This window comes from Georhizobium sp. MAB10 (assembly GCF_045012825.1).
Classification (GTDB): Bacteria; Pseudomonadota; Alphaproteobacteria; order Rhizobiales; family Rhizobiaceae; genus Georhizobium; species Georhizobium profundi.
Map to the genome: position 1 here is coordinate 2,848,098 of NZ_CP118314.1, position 16,218 is coordinate 2,864,315.

A 16,218-nucleotide genomic window follows, 5' to 3' on the forward strand; every position below is an offset into this window, starting at 1 on the left:
CGGAGGTCTATTCGTAGCGGAGAGCGTCGACGGGATCGAGGCGTGAGGCGCGCCAGGCCGGGAACAGCGTGGCGATGAAGGACAGCAGCAATGCCATCAGGATCACCGACAGCGTCTCACCCGGATCCATCTCGGCTGGCAGCTGCGACAGGAAATAGAGTTCCGGATCGAAGATCGTCGTGCCCGACAGCCACGAGAAGAACCAGCGGATCGATTCCACGTTGAGGCAGACGATGACACCGAGCAAGACGCCCGCGATCGTTCCGGTGACGCCGATGGCTGCGCCGGTCATGAAGAAGATGCGCATGATCGAGCTCGACGTCGCGCCCATGGTGCGCAGGATCGCGATATCGCGGCCCTTGTCCTTCACCAACATGATCAGGCCAGAAATGATGTTGAGCGCGGCAACGAGCACGATCAGCGTGAGGATCATGAACATCACGTTGCGCTCGACTTCCAGTGCCGAGAAGAACGTCTGGTTGCGCTGGCGCCAATCGGTCACGAAGATCTGCCGACCCGCTGCCTCTTCGATGGCCGCGCGGTAGTCCTGAACCAAATCGGGGTTTTGGACGAACAGCTCGATCGATTGAACCAGACCTTCGGCATTGAAGTAGAGCTGCGCTTCCTCAAGCGGCATGAAGATGATCGCCGCATCGAATTCCGACATGCCGATCTCGAACACACCGGAAATCGGGTAGGATTTGACCCGCGGCGTTACGCCAAGCGGGGTAATGTCGCCATCGGGGGCCACCAGCGTAATGTCATCGCCGGCGCCGACACCGAGCGCTTCGGCCATGCGCGATCCGACCAGCACGCCCTGCCCCGCGGCAAATCCAACGAGATCGCCCGACCGGATGTTTTCCGAAACCGTCGTCATGCGCGTCAGGTCGTCCGCGCTGATGCCCTTGACGATCGCGCCGGTGCCCGCACCCTGGAAGCCGGAAGCGAGTGTCTGCCCCTCAACCAAGGGAATCGCCATCTCGACGCCTTGAACGCCTTCGAAACGAGCAGCCAGATCCCGATAATCGTCGAGCGGTCGGTCCATCGGCTGAACGATCATGTGACCATTGATGCCGAGAATACGGTCGATCAGTTCGGTGCGGAAGCCGTTCATCACGGCCATGACGATGATGAGCGTGGCAACGCCAAGAACGATGCCGACGAATGAGAAACCGGCAATCACCGAAATGAACGCTTCCTTGCGGCGCGAGCGCAGATAGCGCCAGGCGACCATGCGCTCGAACGCCGAAAAGGCGCCGGCAGAGCGCGACATGGGACGCGTCTGCTCCTCGGGTGCATTGTCCGGCACGGCGGTGGCGTCACTCATGTCGGCTATCCCCTGGATCGTCGGTTGCGCTCAGCCTGCAGTCGCAGTCAGTCGGTTGATCGCCGCATCGAGCGGCAGCGTCTCGCGCTCGCCCGTGCTGCGTGTCTTGATTTCCACCTCGCCGGAAGCAATGCCACGCGGACCGACGATCACCTGCAATGGCACGCCGATCAGGTCAGCCGTTGCGAACTTGCCGCCTGCCCGTTCGTCGGTGTCGTCCAGCAGCACGTCCAGTCCAGCGGCAGTCATCGCCGCATAAACCTGTTCGCACGCGGCATCACAGGCCTGATCGCCGGCCTTCATGTTAATGATGACCGCATCGAACGGCGCCACGCCGGCCGGCCAGATGATGCCGCCCTCGTCATGGCTCGCCTCAACGATGGCGGGGACGAGGCGTGTCGGGCCGATGCCGTAGGAACCCATGTGAACCGGGTGATCCTTGCCGTCCGGGCCAGTCACGGTCGCCTTCATCGGAGCGGAATATTTGGTACCGAAATAGAAGATGTGGCCGACTTCGATGCCGCGCGCGGAAACCTTTGAGTGCTCCGGAACAGCGGCAAACGCGTCTGCATCGTGCATCTCGGAGGTCGCGGCATAGAGCGACGTCCAGCGATCGACGGTCGACTGGAGACCGGCGACGTCGTCGAAATCGGTGTCGTCACCAGGGATCTCGAAATCCATGAAATCGCGGTGGCAGAACACTTCCGACTCGCCCGTCGACGCCAGGATGATGAATTCGTGGCTGAGATCGCCGCCGATAGGACCGGTATCGGCACGCATCGGGATCGCCTTCAGGCCGAGCCGCGCGAAGGTGCGCAGATAGGCAACGAACATCTTGTTGTAGGAATGAACCGCTGCTGCCTTGTCGATGTCGAAGGAATAAGCATCCTTCATCATGAATTCGCGCGAGCGCATGGTACCAAAGCGCGGGCGGATCTCGTCGCGAAACTTCAGCTGAATATGGTAGAGGTTGAGCGGCAGGCTCTTGTAGGAGCGTACATAGGACCGGAAAATGTCGGTCACCATCTCCTCATTGGTCGGCCCGTAGAGCATCGCGCGCTTCTGGCGATCCTCGATGCGCAGCATCTCCTTGCCGTAATCGTCGTAGCGGCCGCTTTCCATCCACAAATCCGCCGACTGGATCGTCGGCATCATGATCTCGATGGCGCCGGCGCGGTTCTGCTCTTCACGGACGATCGCGTTCACACGATCCAGCACACGCTTGCCGAGCGGCAGCCAGGAATAGATGCCGGCCGACTGCTGGCGGATCATGCCCGCGCGCAGCATGAGGCGATGCGAAACGATCTCCGCTTCCTTGGGAATCTCTTTCAGGATGGGAAGAAAGTAGCGTGAGAGGCGCATGGCGTGTCCAGGTGTGACCTGATTGGGCTAGCCCCGGAATCAGGCGAATTGGCGATGGAAAGACGCGCGTTCATAGCGGCTTCGCGGATTGAATGGAACCCGGCCCCCTGCCGCGCCGGATCGGTAGCCAATGCAATGACGTTGGCTCACGAAGCGATCACAACCCTGCGACGAAATGTGACAGTTTTTCGAAGATTGATGGTGACATTCAAATCCCCTTACGCTAGCTTGTGCCCACAAACGAGGCAGGGATCGATGAATTTCTGCCCATTCGCGGTCAAGTCTTGGGAGGATCAGGTCGCCGGCGCGCTAAATCGCTGCCACCGAGAAATCGGGTCGATCACGCGGGACTTCAAAAAACAAGGCTTTGGCCTTGTTTTTTTTTGCTTTCCGACCAGAGGCGTCAGGCGCGGACGTCTAGCCGAATTCCGGAACGATGCGTGGGATGCTGTCGACGGATAGACCGTAAACCGACGTGATCACATAGTAGACCGCAAAAATCACACCGGATACTAAAGTGGTGATCAGCGCCTTCTTCCCGAGTTGTGCGGTGAACGGCGCGCTTTCGGTGGTGCCCAGCGTGATGTCGCCCGCTTCTTCCTGCGTGCGGACGCCAAGCGGAAGAACCGCAAAAAGCGTGACCCACCAGATGATGAAATAGACAGCAAATCCGGAAAAGAAGGACATGGCAGGGAAGCCTTGGCTTGGCGGCGCTCAGGCCGCGCTCTGTTCTAGTTCGACAAGCGTCCCGCAGAAATCCTTCGGATGCAGAAACAGGACGGGTTTGCCATGGGCGCCGAGCTTGGGCTTGCCATCACCGAGGACGCGCGCGCCCTCCTTGATCAGATGGTCTCGCGCCTTGAAGATGTCTTCGACCTCATAGCAGATGTGATGCATACCGCCGGACGGGTTCTTCTCGAGAAAAGCCGCAATCGGCGAGGATTCACCCAGCGGCTCAAGCAGTTCGACCTTGGTGTTGCCGAGATCGACGAAGACCACCGTCACTCCGTGGTCCGTCAAGGACTGCGGCTCCGACACGTCGGCACCGAGCATCTCGCGATAGATCGCGCTTGCCGCGGCGATGTTCGGCACCGCGATCGCGACGTGGTTCAAGCGTCCCAGCACGGTGTCTCCTCCCTTAAATCCGGGTGACGAGAACGGTGGTCACCGGCTTCTTGCCCCAGATGTTGTTGACCTCGGCGCGCACCGACCGGCGCACGGACTCACGTACGGTCGCGAGGTCTTTTCGCCGAGCGCGCGGGATGGAGTCCACCGCGCCAATCGCCGCATCGACCAGAAGGTCGGCGATGGCATCGCCTTCGTCGTCAAAGGCCGGGACGCCCTGGGTGATGATCTCTGGATCGCGATCGAGCTCGTATTTCGCATCGAGAAGAACGTTGACGACGACATGGCCGACGAAGGAGAGCTTGCGACGCTCGCCGATCGCCATCTCCTCCAGATCGCCGATCAGTCGGCCATCCTTGTAGATCCGGCCGACCGGGGCTTCGTCGATGATCTCGGCGGGCCCTGGCGAGAGGCGCAGCATCATGCCGTTGCGAAGCCGCGGCACCTGCTTGATGCCCGATGCTTTGGCAAGTTCCGCATGCGCGGAGAGATGGGCTGCCTCGCCATGCACGGGCACGAGGATCTGCGGCTTCACCCAGGAATACATCTGCTGCAGTTCCGAGCGGCGCGGGTGGCCCGACACATGCACAAGTTCGGCGCCGTCGGTGATGATCTTGATGCCCTGATCGACCAGACCATTGATGATGTCGAGAATCGCCTTCTCATTGCCCGGGATGGTGCGGGAGGAAAAGACGACCGTGTCGCCGGCCGTCAGCGCCACGTGGCGCATCTCGTCGCGCGCGATCTTGGCGAGTGCTGCGCGCGGCTCGCCCTGACTTCCGGTCAGGATCACGACGACCTTGTCGCGCGGGATATAGCCGAACTCGTCCTCGGCGATGAAGGGCGGGATGTCATCCATCAAGCCGATTTCGGTCGCAACATCGGCAACGCGCTTCATGGAAGAGCCGAGCAGCAGGCACTGGCGCCCGGCGTCGCGTGCGGCTTCGGCGATCGAGCGAATGCGGCCGACATTGGAGGCGAATGTGGTGATAGCCACCCTGCCCTCGGCGCGCTCGATGATGGAGCGTAAGCTGTCGCTGACGGCGCGTTCCGACGGCGACACGCCTTCGCGCATGGCATTCGTCGAATCGCATATCATCGCCAGCACGCCGGAATCGCCCAGTTGCTGGAAGCGATGAGCGTCGGTCTTCGGCAGCAGCGTCGGCTCCTCGTCGATCTTCCAGTCACCCGTATGGATGACGGTGCCCGCAGGCGTCGTGATCGCCAGCGACACCGGTTCGGGGATCGAGTGGTTGACCGGAATGGCCTCGACCTGGAACGGGCCGACCGTGAAGCGGTCTCCCGGCTTGTAGACGGTGATCGGCACGGGATTGCGCTCGCGCTCGTAGGACCGCTTCGCTTCGAGCATGCCGGCCGTGAACGGTGTGGCGTAGACCGCACAGTTCAGCCCAGGCCAGAGATCCGACAGCGCGCCGTAATGATCCTCATGCGCGTGCGTGATGACGATGCCACGCAGATTGGCGCGTTCTTCCTCGATGAACGAGATATCTGGCAGGACGAGGTCGACGCCCGGCAGGTCGGGACCTGGAAAGGTCACGCCGCAATCGACCATCAGCCATTCGCGCGCGCCAACAGGGCCCCAGCCGTAAAGACCCAGGTTCATGCCGATCTCACCGACACCGCCAAGCGGCAGAAATACAAGTTCGTCCTGTTTCGCCATTTGCCTTCTTCAATGTCCTTGTTCTGGCGCGACCGGCATTCTCGACGCTCCGCAAACTTCAAGCAGGGTTAGATTGCCCGCGCGGATGCGACTGCGCCGAAATGCACGTCACCGGCTGTTATATGGGTCAGGCGACCGTCATCTTCACGGATGACGAAGCGACAATCGCTGTCGATCGTTTCGAATATACCGCGCGCGACCCGTCCGTCGATCCGGACCGCGACCTGTCCGCCGAGCCCGCTTGCGCGCTCGAGCCAGCGCGACCTAATGGCATCCAGTCCCGAAGCACCGTTCCAGATGGCGTGATTTTCGGCCCAAGCGTCGCTGAGCGCGAGGAAAACGTCGCCCGCATCGGCGCTGCTGCCCAGTGCCCGCAGAGACGTCGCTGGAAATTCGGTATCGCCTGGATGGGTGACAACGTTGACGCCCCAACCGATCGATGTGGCCTGGCGGCCATTCGGCAGCTTGGTCGACTCCAGAAGAATGCCGGAAAGCTTCGCGCCGCCGGCCAGAACGTCGTTCGGCCATTTCAGCTCGAACCGCCGCCGCGCGTCACCGTCGAGGGCCACGGCGAGGTCCGCGTCGGGGATCAGCGCGCTCAGTGCATCGTGCAACGCCAGACCCGCGACGAAACCGAGCGTCGCCGTTGCCTTCAGGTCCAGATTATTCACGATCAGAAGCGATGCCGCGAGGTTTCCCCGCTCGGTCTGCCATGGCCGACCCCGGCGCCCTCGCCCGGTTTGCTGATGATCGGACACGAACCAGCACCGGCCGGTATCGCCGGCACGCGCTGCATCGAGAGCCTCGGCATTGGTCGACCCGACGGTCTCGAAGCTTTTGACGCGGTAGCCCGACTGGGCGGCCGTTGGAGCCAGAGCGAAGTGCGCTTGCTTGGCCGCCACGCCCAGGCTCAAAAGAACGACGCGGCGGCTGCCTGCGCAGCAGCACCGATCGGGCCGCCGATGAACAGATAACCCAGCGTGAAGATGCCAGCGATGCCGTACACAAGCTTCAGTTCGCCAGAAGCCGGCACGAAGCTTTCCGTCGCTTCATCGAACCACATGATCTTGATGATCCGGAGGTAATAATAGGCGCCGACGCACGATGCGAGCACGCCAATGACGGCCAGCGCATAGAGCTCGGCTTCGATGGCGGCAACGAAGACGAAATACTTGGCGAAGAAGCCTGCGAGCGGCGGAATGCCGGCCAGCGAGAACATGAGGATCGTCAACATCATCGCCATGAAGGGATGCGTGGAGGCGAGCCCGGCAAGATCGTCGATTTCCTCGACATTGCCCTCATCCTTCTTCCGCATCGCAAGAATGCAGGCGAAGGTGCCGAGCGTCATCACCATGTAGATCAGCATGTAGAGGGCAACGCCCGATACGCCTGCCTGCGTGCCGGCGGCGAGGCCGACCAGCGCGTAGCCCATGTGGCCAATCGACGAATAGGCCATCAGGCGCTTGATGTTGCGCTGACCTATCGCGGCAAAGGCGCCGAGGATCATCGAGGCGATCGAAACGAAAACGATGATCTGCTGCCAGTCCGGCGTGATCGGCTCGAAGGCTTCGATGACGATGCGGGTCAGCATGGCCATGGCAGCGACCTTCGGAGCGGCGGCAAAGAATGCCGTGACCGCCGTCGGTGCACCTTCATAGACGTCCGGCGTCCACATGTGGAACGGCACGGCCGAAATCTTGAAGGCGAGGCCTGCCAGGACGAAGACGAGACCGAAGACGAGGCCGAGCGAGCGCTCGTCGGCTGCAAGCACCGCCGCGATCTCCTGGAAGCCCGTGTGGCCTGTGAAGCCGTAGATCAGCGAAGCGCCATAGAGCAGCATGCCCGACGACAGCGCGCCGAGGACGAAATATTTGAGGCCGGCTTCCGTCGAACGAACGCTGTCGCGATTGATCGCGGCGACGACGTAGAGAGCGAGCGACTGAAGCTCCAGCGCGAGATAGAGCGCGATCATGCTGTTGGCGGAAACCATCAGCATCATGCCGAGCGTGGCGAGAACGATCAGGACCGGAAATTCGAAGCGGTTGATCCGCTCCTCGCGCGCCTGCCCGACGGACATCACCATCGCCGTGATGGAGCCGATCAGGATCAGCACCTTCATGAACTTCGCGAATGGATCCGCGAGGAACGCACCGCCGAATGCGCTGCCCGTGCCAGTCACCAGCAGGAGCCACAGTCCCGCAATGATCAGGACGCCGACTGCAAGGCCGGTGACCATGCTGGTGGAGCGCTCGCCCGAAAAGACGCCGACCATGAGCAATGCCATGGCGCCGACGGCCAGAATGATTTCCGGCATCGACAGTTGGATGCTTTGCAGCAGCAGTTCAGCGGTCATTTTGGTCCTCGGAGCATCAGTTCGAGAGGGCGACATCGCCCGCGGACTGGATCGCGGCCGTATAGTTGTTCAAGAGATTTTCGACCGAAGCCGCCGTCACATCGAGGATCGGCATAGGATAGACGCCGAAGAAGATGACGAGCGCGACGAGCGGATAAAGGATGACCTTCTCGCGGCGGCTGAGGTCCAGCATCGCCTTCAGGCTCTCCTTCTCCAGCGCACCGAAGATGATGCGGCGATAGAGCCAGAGTGCATAGGCGGCCGATAGCACGACGCCGGTCGTGGCCAGGATAGCGACCCAGGTGTTGACGCGGAAAATGCCGATCAGGGTCAGGAACTCGCCGACGAAGCCTGACGTGCCCGGCAGGCCGACATTGGCCATGGTGAAGACCATGAAGACCAGCGCGTATTTCGGCATGTTGTTGACGAGGCCGCCATAGGCCGCGATCTCGCGGGTATGCAGCCGGTCGTAGATCACGCCGACGCAGAGGAAGAGCGCGCCGGATACGAGGCCGTGCGACAGCATCTGGAAGATCGCGCCCTGAAGACCTTGCGCGTTGGCTGCGAAGATACCCATCGTGACGTAGCCCATATGGGCGACGGACGAGTAGGCGATCAGCTTCTTGATGTCTTCCTGCATCAGCGCCACCAGCGAGGTGTAGATGATGGCGATGACGGAGAGCGCAAAGACGAGCGGTGCGAAGTCGGCGGACGCCAGCGGGAACATGGCGAGTGAGAAACGGATGAAGCCATAGCCGCCGAGTTTCAGCAGGATCGCCGCCAGAATGACCGAACCAGCGGTCGGGGCTTCGACGTGGGCATCCGGCAGCCAGGTGTGGACCGGCCACATCGGCATCTTCACGGCGAAGGACGCAAAGAACGCGATCCAGAGCCAGAACTGCATCTCTGCCGAGAAGTCATGGTTCAGCAGCAGCGGAATGTCCGTCGTGCCGGCATCCCAGTACATCGCCATGATGGCGAGCAGCATCAGCAGCGAGCCGAGCAGCGTGTACAGGAAGAACTTGAACGAGGCGTAGACACGCCGCTTGCCACCCCAGACACCGATGATGATGAACATCGGGATGAGGCCGGCTTCGAAGAAGATGTAGAAAAGAACGATATCGAGCGCGCAGAAGACGCCGATCATGAACGTCTCGAGCACGAGAAACGCGATCATATATTCCTTGACGCGCTTCTCCACCCGCCAGCTGGCGAGGATGCAGATCGGCATCAGGAACGTCGTCAGGATGACGAACAGCATCGAAATTCCGTCGACGCCCATATGATACGCGATGCCGCTACCCAGCCACTCGACCCGCTCCACCATCTGGAAGTTCGGCTCGGCGCTGTCGAAGTTGATCCAGATGAAGAGCGACAGCACGAAGGTGAAGCTCGTCGCCAGCAGTGCCACATTGCGGATGTTGCGCCGGCCGATCTCGGAATCGTCCCGGATCATCAGGATCAGCAGAGCACCGACCAGCGGAAGAAATGTGACCGTGGAAAGGATCGGCCAATCGGTCATCAGAAGGCACTCCCGAGCATCATCCAGGTGACGAGCGCAGCGACGCCGATCAGCATGACGAATGCGTAATGATAAAGGTAACCGGACTGGAGGCGGACCACGCGGCCCGTCACGTCCTGAACGCGCGCGGCGACGCCGTTCGGCCCGAAGCCGTCGATGACGCGCCCGTCGCCCTCCTTCCAGAGGAACCGGCCGAGCGCCTTGGACGAGCGCACAAACAGGAAGTCATAGAGTTCGTCGAAGTACCACTTGTTCAAAAGGAACTGGTAGAGCCCGCGATGCTGGGCGGCGAGTTCCTTCGGCGTTTCCGGCGAGCGGATATACATGTACCAGGCGGTCACGAGGCCGATGAGCATGGCCATGAAGGGGCTCAGCTTCACCCAGAACGGAACGTGGTGGAACTCCTCCAGGATCTGGTTGGTCGGCAGCGTGAACAGCGCGCCCTGCCAGAAGCCCTCGTAGTAATCGCCGAAGAATTGCTTGTGGAACAGGATGCCGGCCAGCAGAGCGCCAACCGCGAGGATATAGAGCGGCACCATCATGATCGCAGGCGATTCATGCACGTGGTGCATGACATCGGCCGAGGCGCGCGGCTTGCCGTGGAAGGTCATGAAGATCAGGCGCCAGGAGTAGAAGCTCGTGAAGAGCGCGGCGATGACCAGCATGGTGAAAGCGAAGCCAGCAGCCGCATTCTCCGCGACGAATGCGCTTTCGATGATCGCATCCTTGGAGAAGAAGCCGGCGGTGCCGAAATAGAGGCCCGGGATGCCGACGCCTGTCAGCGCGACCGTGCCGATGATCATCATCCAGTAGGTGCGCGGGATGTATTTGCGCAGCCCGCCCATGCGGCGCATGTCCTGCTCGTCCGATACGGCATGGATGACCGAGCCGGCGCCGAGGAACAGCAGTGCCTTGAAGAAGGCGTGCGTGAAGAGGTGGAAGATCGCCGCGCCATAGGCGCCGATGCCGAGCGCCACGAACATGTAGCCGAGTTGCGAGCAGGTCGAATAGGCGATGACGCGCTTGATGTCGTTCTGGACCAGACCGACGGTGGCGGCGAAGAAGGCCGTGATCGCGCCAATGATGACGACGACCGTGCGCGCATCGATGCTGAGTTCGAAGACGGGCGACATGCGGGCGACAAGAAACACGCCTGCGGTAACCATGGTAGCTGCGTGGATGAGCGCCGATACCGGCGTTGGGCCTTCCATGGCGTCCGGCAGCCAGGTGTGCAGCAGGAACTGGGCGGATTTGCCCATGGCGCCCATGAAGAGCAGCAGGCAGGTGACGGTCAGCGCGTCGGCACGGGTCAGGCTGTAGCCGAGGAAGTTCAAGACGACTTCCGTACCCGGGTCTGCACCCTCCACCGGCATGAAGTCGGCCGCACCGGCAAAGATCGTGTCGAAGCTGATCGAACCGAACAGGACGAAGACGCCGAAGATGCCGAGCGCGAAGCCGAAATCGCCGACGCGGTTGACGATGAACGCCTTCATGGCCGCAGCCGTGGCCGTCGGCTTCTTGTACCAGAAACCGATCAGCAGATAGGAGGCGAGACCGACGCCTTCCCATCCGAAGAACATCTGCAGCAGATTGTCCGACGTCACCAGCATCAGCATGGCGAAGGTGAAGAGCGACAGATACGCGAAGAAGCGCGGCCGATGCGGATCGTGGTGCATATAACCGATCGAGTAGATGTGCACCAAGGCCGAGACGGTGTTGACGACGACCAGCATGACGGCCGTCAGCGTGTCGATGCGGAACGACCAGTCGACGGACATGGAGCCCGACTGGATCCACTGCAGCACTGGAACGCGGATGACGTCAGTGTCGCCATAAGCGACAGAGAAAAAGGCAATCCACGACAGGAACGCGGCAAAGACCAGGAAGCCGGACGTGATGTACTCACAGGCCTTGGCGCCCAGCGAGCGGCCAAAGAGCCCGGCGATGATGGCGCCGATCAGCGGCAGGAAGACGATCGCGTGATACATGACGCAGGTCAGCCCTTCATCGTGTTGATGTCTTCAACCGCGATGGAGCCGCGGTTGCGGTAGAACGTGACGAGGATGGCGAGGCCGATGGCCGCTTCCGCCGCAGCGACCGTCAGGATGAACAGCGCAAAGACTTGGCCGACGATGTCGTTCAGGAAGGCGGAGAAGGCGACCAGGTTCAGGTTGACGGCGAGCAGGATCAGTTCGACCGACATGAGAATGACGATGACGTTCTTCCGGTTGAGGAAGATGCCGAAGACGCCGATCGTGAAGAGCAGCGCGCCGACCGTCAGATAATGGGAAATCCCGATTTCCATGAGTCCCTAAACCCCTCGTAGCCCTCGTGGAAGGCTATAATAAAGCAATCAGACGCCCTGCCCCGGCTTGACCTTCACCACCTCGATCGAGTTGGCGGGGCCGCGGGCGACCTGGGCTGCGATGTCCTGGCGCTTGACGTTGTCACGCTGGCGCAGCGTCAGAACGATCGCACCGATCATCGCGACCAGAAGGATCAGGCCGGCGATCTGGAAGAAGTAGATGAAGTCCGTGTAGAGCACGTCGCCGAGCGCCTGCGTATTCTGGCGTTCGGTCAAAGGCGGGATTGCCATCGCGCCGGAACCGGCGATCTCGGGAGCGAACGTCGCCCCGCCGAGCACGATGATGAGCTCTGCCGCGAGGATCAGGCCGACCAGCGCACCGATCGGCGCATATTCCAGCACGCCCGAACGCAGCTGCGTGAAGTCCACGTCGAGCATCATGACGACGAAGAGGAAGAGGACCGCGACCGCGCCGACATAGACCACGAGCAGGATCATCGCGAGGAATTCGGCGCCCGTCAGCAGGAACAGGCCGGCCGAATTGAAGAAGGTCAGAATCAGGAACAGCACCGAGTGAACCGGATTGCGGGCCGAAATCACCATGAACGCCGATGCCACGGCGACGAAGGCGAAGAGATAGAAGAATACGGCCTGAAGACCCATCTGGCGTGCCTTTGTCTTCCCGAATGCCGCGCAGTCCCGAAAATTCGAAAGCGGCGCTCAAGAGTGTCTTTCGCAGGTGCGAGAGGCAGAACCTCGCGCGGTTCTCTTAGATCAGGGCCTTCGCCCCGTCTAGATCATCACCGGTACGGCGAATCCATCTTTATGTTGCGGGCGATTTCGCGCTCCCAGCGATCACCGTTCTCGAGCAGGCGATCCTTGTCGTAATAAAGCTCTTCACGCGTCTCGGTGGCGAACTCGAAATTGGGCCCTTCGACGATGGCGTCTACCGGGCAGGCTTCCTGGCAGAAGCCGCAATAGATGCACTTCACCATATCGATGTCGTAGCGCACCGTGCGGCGGGTGCCGTCGTTGCGGCGTGGGCCGGCCTCGATGGTGATCGCCTGTGCCGGGCAGATCGCTTCGCAGAGCTTGCAGGCAATGCAGCGTTCCTCGCCGTTCGGATAGCGGCGCAGGGCATGCTCACCGCGAAAACGCGGGCTGACCGGGCCTTTCTCGAACGGGTAGTTCACCGTTGCCTTCGGCGCGAAGAAGTAGCGCATCGACAGGAAGAACGCGCCGACGAATTCCTTGAGGAACAGCGATTTAGCGGCTTGAGCAAGAGCCATGGCTTTTCAACCTCTCCCGGCCGATCAGGCGGACCAGCCGGTCAGTTTGAGAACGAATGCGGTGATGACGACCATTGCGAGCGAGATCGGCAGGAAGACCTTCCAGCCAAGACGCATCAGCTGATCGTAGCGGTAGCGGGGCACGAAAGCCTTCACCATGGCGAACATGAAGAAGACCATGCACATCTTGAGGACGAACCAGACGACGCCCGGCACCCAATTGATGAGCCAGAAATCGACCGGCGGAAGCCAGCCGCCAAGGAACAGGATCGTCGTCAGCGCGCACATCAGGACGATGGCGGCATATTCGCCGAGCATGAACATCATGTACGGCGTGGATCCATATTCCACCATGAAGCCGGCAACGAGTTCCGATTCGGCTTCCGGCAGGTCGAAAGGCGGCCGGTTCGTCTCAGCAAGCGCCGAGATGAAGAAGATGATGAACATCGGGAACAGCGCGAGCCAGTGCCAATCGAGGAACGAATTGGGCAGGCCGACCATCGTGCCGAGACCGTCACGCTGCGACAGGACGATGTCCGTCAAGCTGAGCGACCCGACGCAGAGAAGAACGGTGACGATGACGAAGCCGATGGAGACTTCGTAGGAGACCATCTGCGCAGCCGAGCGCAGCGCACCGAGGAACGGGTATTTCGAGTTCGATGCCCAGCCGCCCATGATCACGCCGTACACCTCGAGCGAGGAAATGGCGAAGACATAGAGGATGCCGACATTGATCGAGGCGATCGCCCAGTTCTCGTTGATCGGGATGACTGCCCAGGCGGCAAGCGCCAGCGTCACGGAGACGAGCGGGGCCAGAAGGAAGATGCCCTTGTTGGCGCCGGACGGGATGACCGGCTCCTTGAGGACGAATTTCAAAAGGTCGGCGAAAGACTGCAGCAGCCCCCAGGGACCGACGACGTTCGGGCCGCGGCGCATCTGCACGGCCGCCCAGATCTTGCGGTCGGCGTAGAGCACATAGGCGATGAACACCAAGAGCGCGACCAGAAGCAGGAGCGACTGACCGAGAATAATCAAGGCCGGCCAGGCGTAAGTTGCGAAAAATCCGTCCATCATCGTCCCCCTCGGCGGCTATTCGGCTGCGACTTTGACGTCGCCGCGCGCAAGCGCCGAGCATTCGGCCATGACCGCTGAAGCGCGGGCAATCGGGTTGGTCAGGTAGAAATCCGTCACCGGCGAGCGGAACGGGGTCTTGTCGAAATTGCTGCCAGCCTCGCGGCCGCGAATGCCGGACACGTCGCCGACCGCGATCTCGTCGATCGCTGCGAAATGCGGGTGGGCGGCATAGAGATGCGCGCGCAGCTGCGGCAGCGAATCGAACGGCAGCTTGTGGCCGAGCACGTCCGACAGCGCACGCAGGATCGCCCAGTCTTCCTTGGCGTCGCCAGGCGCGAAACCGGCGCGCGAAGCCATCTGCACACGGCCTTCCGTGTTCACATAGGTGCCGGACTTCTCGGTATAGGCCGAGCCCGGCAGAATGACGTCTGCCTGATGGGCGCCATTGTCGCCATGGGTGCCGATATAGACCGTGAAGCCGGCCTTGCGGGCCGTGAAATCCAGTTCGTCCGCGCCCAGAAGGAAGAGCACGTCGGTGTCGCCGAGCATCTCCGCAGCATTTTTGCCGCCCTGTCCCGGCACGAAGCCGAGGTCGAGAGCGCCGACGCGCGCTGCAGCCGTGTGGAGCACGCCGAAACCGTTCCAGTCTTCACTGACGACGCCGACCGCGTCGGCAAGGGCGAGCACGCTGTCGAGCACCGCCGCGCCATCGGTGCGGGCCAAAGCGCCCTGCCCGACGATGATCATCGGCCGCTCGGCGTCCTGCAGAACCTTGAAGAAGTCACCCGAGCCATCGACGAGGCCAGCCAGCGTATCGGTGCCGGCGCCAAGATAGGTGTATTCGTAGCGAAGGTCAGCCTCTTCGCCGATCACGCCAACGGGGAAGTTTTCCATCCGCCAGCGCTTGCGAATGCGCGCATTCAGGACCGAAGCCTCGAAGCGCGGATTGGCGCCGATGATCAGCAGCGCATCGGCATCCTCGATACCTTCGATCGTCGGGTTGAAGATGTAGGAGGCGCGGCCGAGCGACGGATCGAGCGCAGCGCCGTCCTGGCGACAGTCGATATTGGTGGAGCCGAGCTTCTCCATGAGAAGCTTGAGCGCGTAGATTTCTTCGACGGCTGCAAGATCGCCGGCAATTGCGCCAATCCGGTCTGCCGAGGTGGCGGACACCTGCGCCTTGATGGCGGCAAAGGCTTCGCCCCAGCTTGCCGGCTGCAGACGACCGTCGCGCTTCACATAAGGACGATCGAGGCGCTGCGTGCGCAGGCCATCCCAGATGAAGCGGGTCTTGTCGGAGATCCACTCTTCGTTGATCGCCTCATTGATGCGCGGCATGATGCGCATGACTTCGCGGCCGCGCGTATCGACGCGGATCGCGGAGCCGCAGGCGTCCATGACATCGATCGACTCGGTCTTGCCGAGTTCCCAGGGACGCGCCTGGAAGGCATAGGGCTTGGAAGTCAGCGCGCCGACCGGGCACAGGTCGATCACGTTGCCCTGAAGTTCCGACGTCATCGCGTGTTCGAGATAGGTGGTGATCTCGGCATCCTCGCCGCGGCCAACGAGGCCGAGCTCGGAAATACCGGCGACTTCGGTCGTGAAGCGAACGCAACGCGTGCAGTGGATGCAGCGGTTCATGATCGTCTTGACGAGCGGGCCAATATATTTGTCTTCGACGGCGCGCTTATTTTCGTAAAACCGCGAATTGTCCATGCCGAAAGCCATGGCCTGGTCCTGCAGGTCGCATTCGCCACCCTGGTCGCAGATCGGGCAATCGAGCGGGTGGTTGATGAGAAGGAACTCCATCACCCCTTCGCGCGCCTTCTTCACCATCGGCGTGGTGGTGAAGACTTCCGGCAATTCGCCGTTGGGGCCAGGACGCATGTCGCGCACGCCCATGGCGCAGGAGGCCGCTGGCTTCGGCGGGCCGCCCTTCACTTCGACCAAGCACATGCGGCAGTTGCCGGCGATCGAAAGTCGCTCATGGAAGCAGAATCGCGGAACCTCGGCGCCGGCTTCCTCACACGCCTGCAACAGCGTGTAGTGATCCGGAACCTCGATCTCTCTTCCGTCGATTTTCAACCTGGCCATTCTCAGTCCTCATGCGGCCGATGCCGCGTGTCTTTAAACCGCATCGGCGGCCGGCCCGGCTTTCGCATCGGACGGGCCGCCAGTGC

The 16,218-nt window shown here is 61.6% G+C and carries 14 protein-coding genes; all 14 read right to left on the reverse strand.

The genetic code is table 11. The annotated features are described in order from the left end of the window. Positions 1–7: 7 nt before the first annotated feature. The 14 genes from PU133_RS13615 to nuoG all read right to left on the reverse strand — a co-directional run bounded on the left by PU133_RS13615 (position 8) and on the right by nuoG (position 16,132). Positions 8–1,273, reverse strand: a complete 1,266-nt coding sequence (locus tag PU133_RS13615; protein ID WP_404864542.1) for a lipoprotein-releasing ABC transporter permease subunit — start codon at positions 1,271–1,273, stop codon at positions 8–10. Positions 1,274–1,357: 84 nt separating this feature from the next. Then, positions 1,358–2,689: a proline--tRNA ligase gene (gene proS, locus PU133_RS13620; protein WP_404862137.1), complete on the reverse strand. Its 1,332-nt coding sequence runs from the start codon at positions 2,687–2,689 to the stop codon at positions 1,358–1,360. A 417-nt stretch (positions 2,690–3,106) separates the two neighbouring features. Further along, complete coding sequence (locus PU133_RS13625; protein WP_126010647.1) at positions 3,107–3,376, reverse strand: DUF1467 family protein; 270 nt, start codon at positions 3,374–3,376, stop codon at positions 3,107–3,109. Positions 3,377–3,403: 27 nt separating this feature from the next. Continuing rightward, the gene (gene mce, locus PU133_RS13630; protein ID WP_404862138.1) at positions 3,404–3,814 is read right to left on the reverse strand and encodes a methylmalonyl-CoA epimerase; all 411 of its coding nucleotides are present in this window, start codon (positions 3,812–3,814) and stop codon (positions 3,404–3,406) included. A 13-nt stretch (positions 3,815–3,827) separates the two neighbouring features. Next, positions 3,828–5,495, reverse strand: coding sequence for a ribonuclease J (locus tag PU133_RS13635; protein WP_404862139.1), 1,668 nt, complete (start codon positions 5,493–5,495; stop codon positions 3,828–3,830). Positions 5,496–5,563: 68 nt separating this feature from the next. Next, entirely contained in the window at positions 5,564–6,397 is an 834-nt protein-coding gene (locus PU133_RS13640) for a biotin--[acetyl-CoA-carboxylase] ligase (RefSeq protein ID WP_404862140.1), read from the reverse strand. 8 nt (positions 6,398–6,405) lie between these two features. Beyond that, positions 6,406–7,848, reverse strand: a complete 1,443-nt coding sequence (gene nuoN, locus PU133_RS13645; protein ID WP_404862141.1) for an NADH-quinone oxidoreductase subunit NuoN — start codon at positions 7,846–7,848, stop codon at positions 6,406–6,408. 16 nt (positions 7,849–7,864) lie between these two features. Then, positions 7,865–9,370 (reverse strand): NADH-quinone oxidoreductase subunit M, encoded by a 1,506-nt coding sequence (locus tag PU133_RS13650; RefSeq protein WP_404862142.1) that lies wholly within the window; start codon positions 9,368–9,370, stop codon positions 7,865–7,867. Continuing rightward, the gene (nuoL, locus tag PU133_RS13655) at positions 9,370–11,358 is read right to left on the reverse strand and encodes an NADH-quinone oxidoreductase subunit L (protein WP_404862143.1); all 1,989 of its coding nucleotides are present in this window, start codon (positions 11,356–11,358) and stop codon (positions 9,370–9,372) included. Before nuoL ends, PU133_RS13650 begins: the two co-directional genes overlap by 1 nt. Before the next feature lie 8 nt (positions 11,359–11,366). Beyond that, positions 11,367–11,675 (reverse strand): NADH-quinone oxidoreductase subunit NuoK, encoded by a 309-nt coding sequence (gene nuoK / locus PU133_RS13660; RefSeq protein ID WP_126010654.1) that lies wholly within the window; start codon positions 11,673–11,675, stop codon positions 11,367–11,369. Positions 11,676–11,723: 48 nt separating this feature from the next. Further along, complete coding sequence (locus PU133_RS13665) at positions 11,724–12,338, reverse strand: NADH-quinone oxidoreductase subunit J (protein ID WP_126010655.1); 615 nt, start codon at positions 12,336–12,338, stop codon at positions 11,724–11,726. Between the two features lie 137 nt (positions 12,339–12,475). Further along, positions 12,476–12,964 carry an NADH-quinone oxidoreductase subunit NuoI gene (nuoI, locus tag PU133_RS13670; RefSeq protein ID WP_126010656.1) on the reverse strand — a complete coding sequence of 163 codons (489 nt, stop codon included), beginning with the start codon at positions 12,962–12,964 and terminating at the stop codon, positions 12,476–12,478. A 24-nt stretch (positions 12,965–12,988) separates the two neighbouring features. Next, entirely contained in the window at positions 12,989–14,035 is a 1,047-nt protein-coding gene (gene nuoH, locus PU133_RS13675) for an NADH-quinone oxidoreductase subunit NuoH (RefSeq protein WP_126013319.1), read from the reverse strand. Positions 14,036–14,053: 18 nt separating this feature from the next. Next, positions 14,054–16,132: an NADH-quinone oxidoreductase subunit NuoG gene (gene nuoG / locus PU133_RS13680; RefSeq protein ID WP_404862144.1), complete on the reverse strand. Its 2,079-nt coding sequence runs from the start codon at positions 16,130–16,132 to the stop codon at positions 14,054–14,056. Positions 16,133–16,218: the final 86 nt, after the last annotated feature.

Excerpts from the sequence above, each read along its gene's own strand:
- PU133_RS13615 (WP_404864542.1), bottom strand. The coding sequence starts at position 1,273 with ATGTCGCGCTCTGCCGGCGCCTTTTCGGCGTTCGAGCGCATGGTCGCC.
- proS (WP_404862137.1), bottom strand. The coding sequence starts at position 2,689 with ATGCGCCTCTCACGCTACTTTCTTCCCATCCTGAAAGAGATTCCCAAG.
- PU133_RS13625 (WP_126010647.1), bottom strand. The coding sequence starts at position 3,376 with ATGTCCTTCTTTTCCGGATTTGCTGTCTATTTCATCATCTGGTGGGTC.
- PU133_RS13635 (WP_404862139.1), bottom strand. The coding sequence starts at position 5,495 with ATGGCGAAACAGGACGAACTTGTATTTCTGCCGCTTGGCGGTGTCGGT.
- nuoN (WP_404862141.1), bottom strand. The coding sequence starts at position 7,848 with ATGACCGCTGAACTGCTGCTGCAAAGCATCCAACTGTCGATGCCGGAA.
- PU133_RS13650 (WP_404862142.1), bottom strand. The coding sequence starts at position 9,370 with ATGACCGATTGGCCGATCCTTTCCACGGTCACATTTCTTCCGCTGGTC.
- nuoL (WP_404862143.1), bottom strand. The coding sequence starts at position 11,358 with ATGTATCACGCGATCGTCTTCCTGCCGCTGATCGGCGCCATCATCGCC.
- nuoK (WP_126010654.1), bottom strand. The coding sequence starts at position 11,675 with ATGGAAATCGGGATTTCCCATTATCTGACGGTCGGCGCGCTGCTCTTC.
- PU133_RS13665 (WP_126010655.1), bottom strand. The coding sequence starts at position 12,338 with ATGGGTCTTCAGGCCGTATTCTTCTATCTCTTCGCCTTCGTCGCCGTG.
- nuoI (WP_126010656.1), bottom strand. The coding sequence starts at position 12,964 with ATGGCTCTTGCTCAAGCCGCTAAATCGCTGTTCCTCAAGGAATTCGTC.
- nuoH (WP_126013319.1), bottom strand. The coding sequence starts at position 14,035 with ATGGACGGATTTTTCGCAACTTACGCCTGGCCGGCCTTGATTATTCTC.
- nuoG (WP_404862144.1), bottom strand. The coding sequence starts at position 16,132 with ATGGCCAGGTTGAAAATCGACGGAAGAGAGATCGAGGTTCCGGATCAC.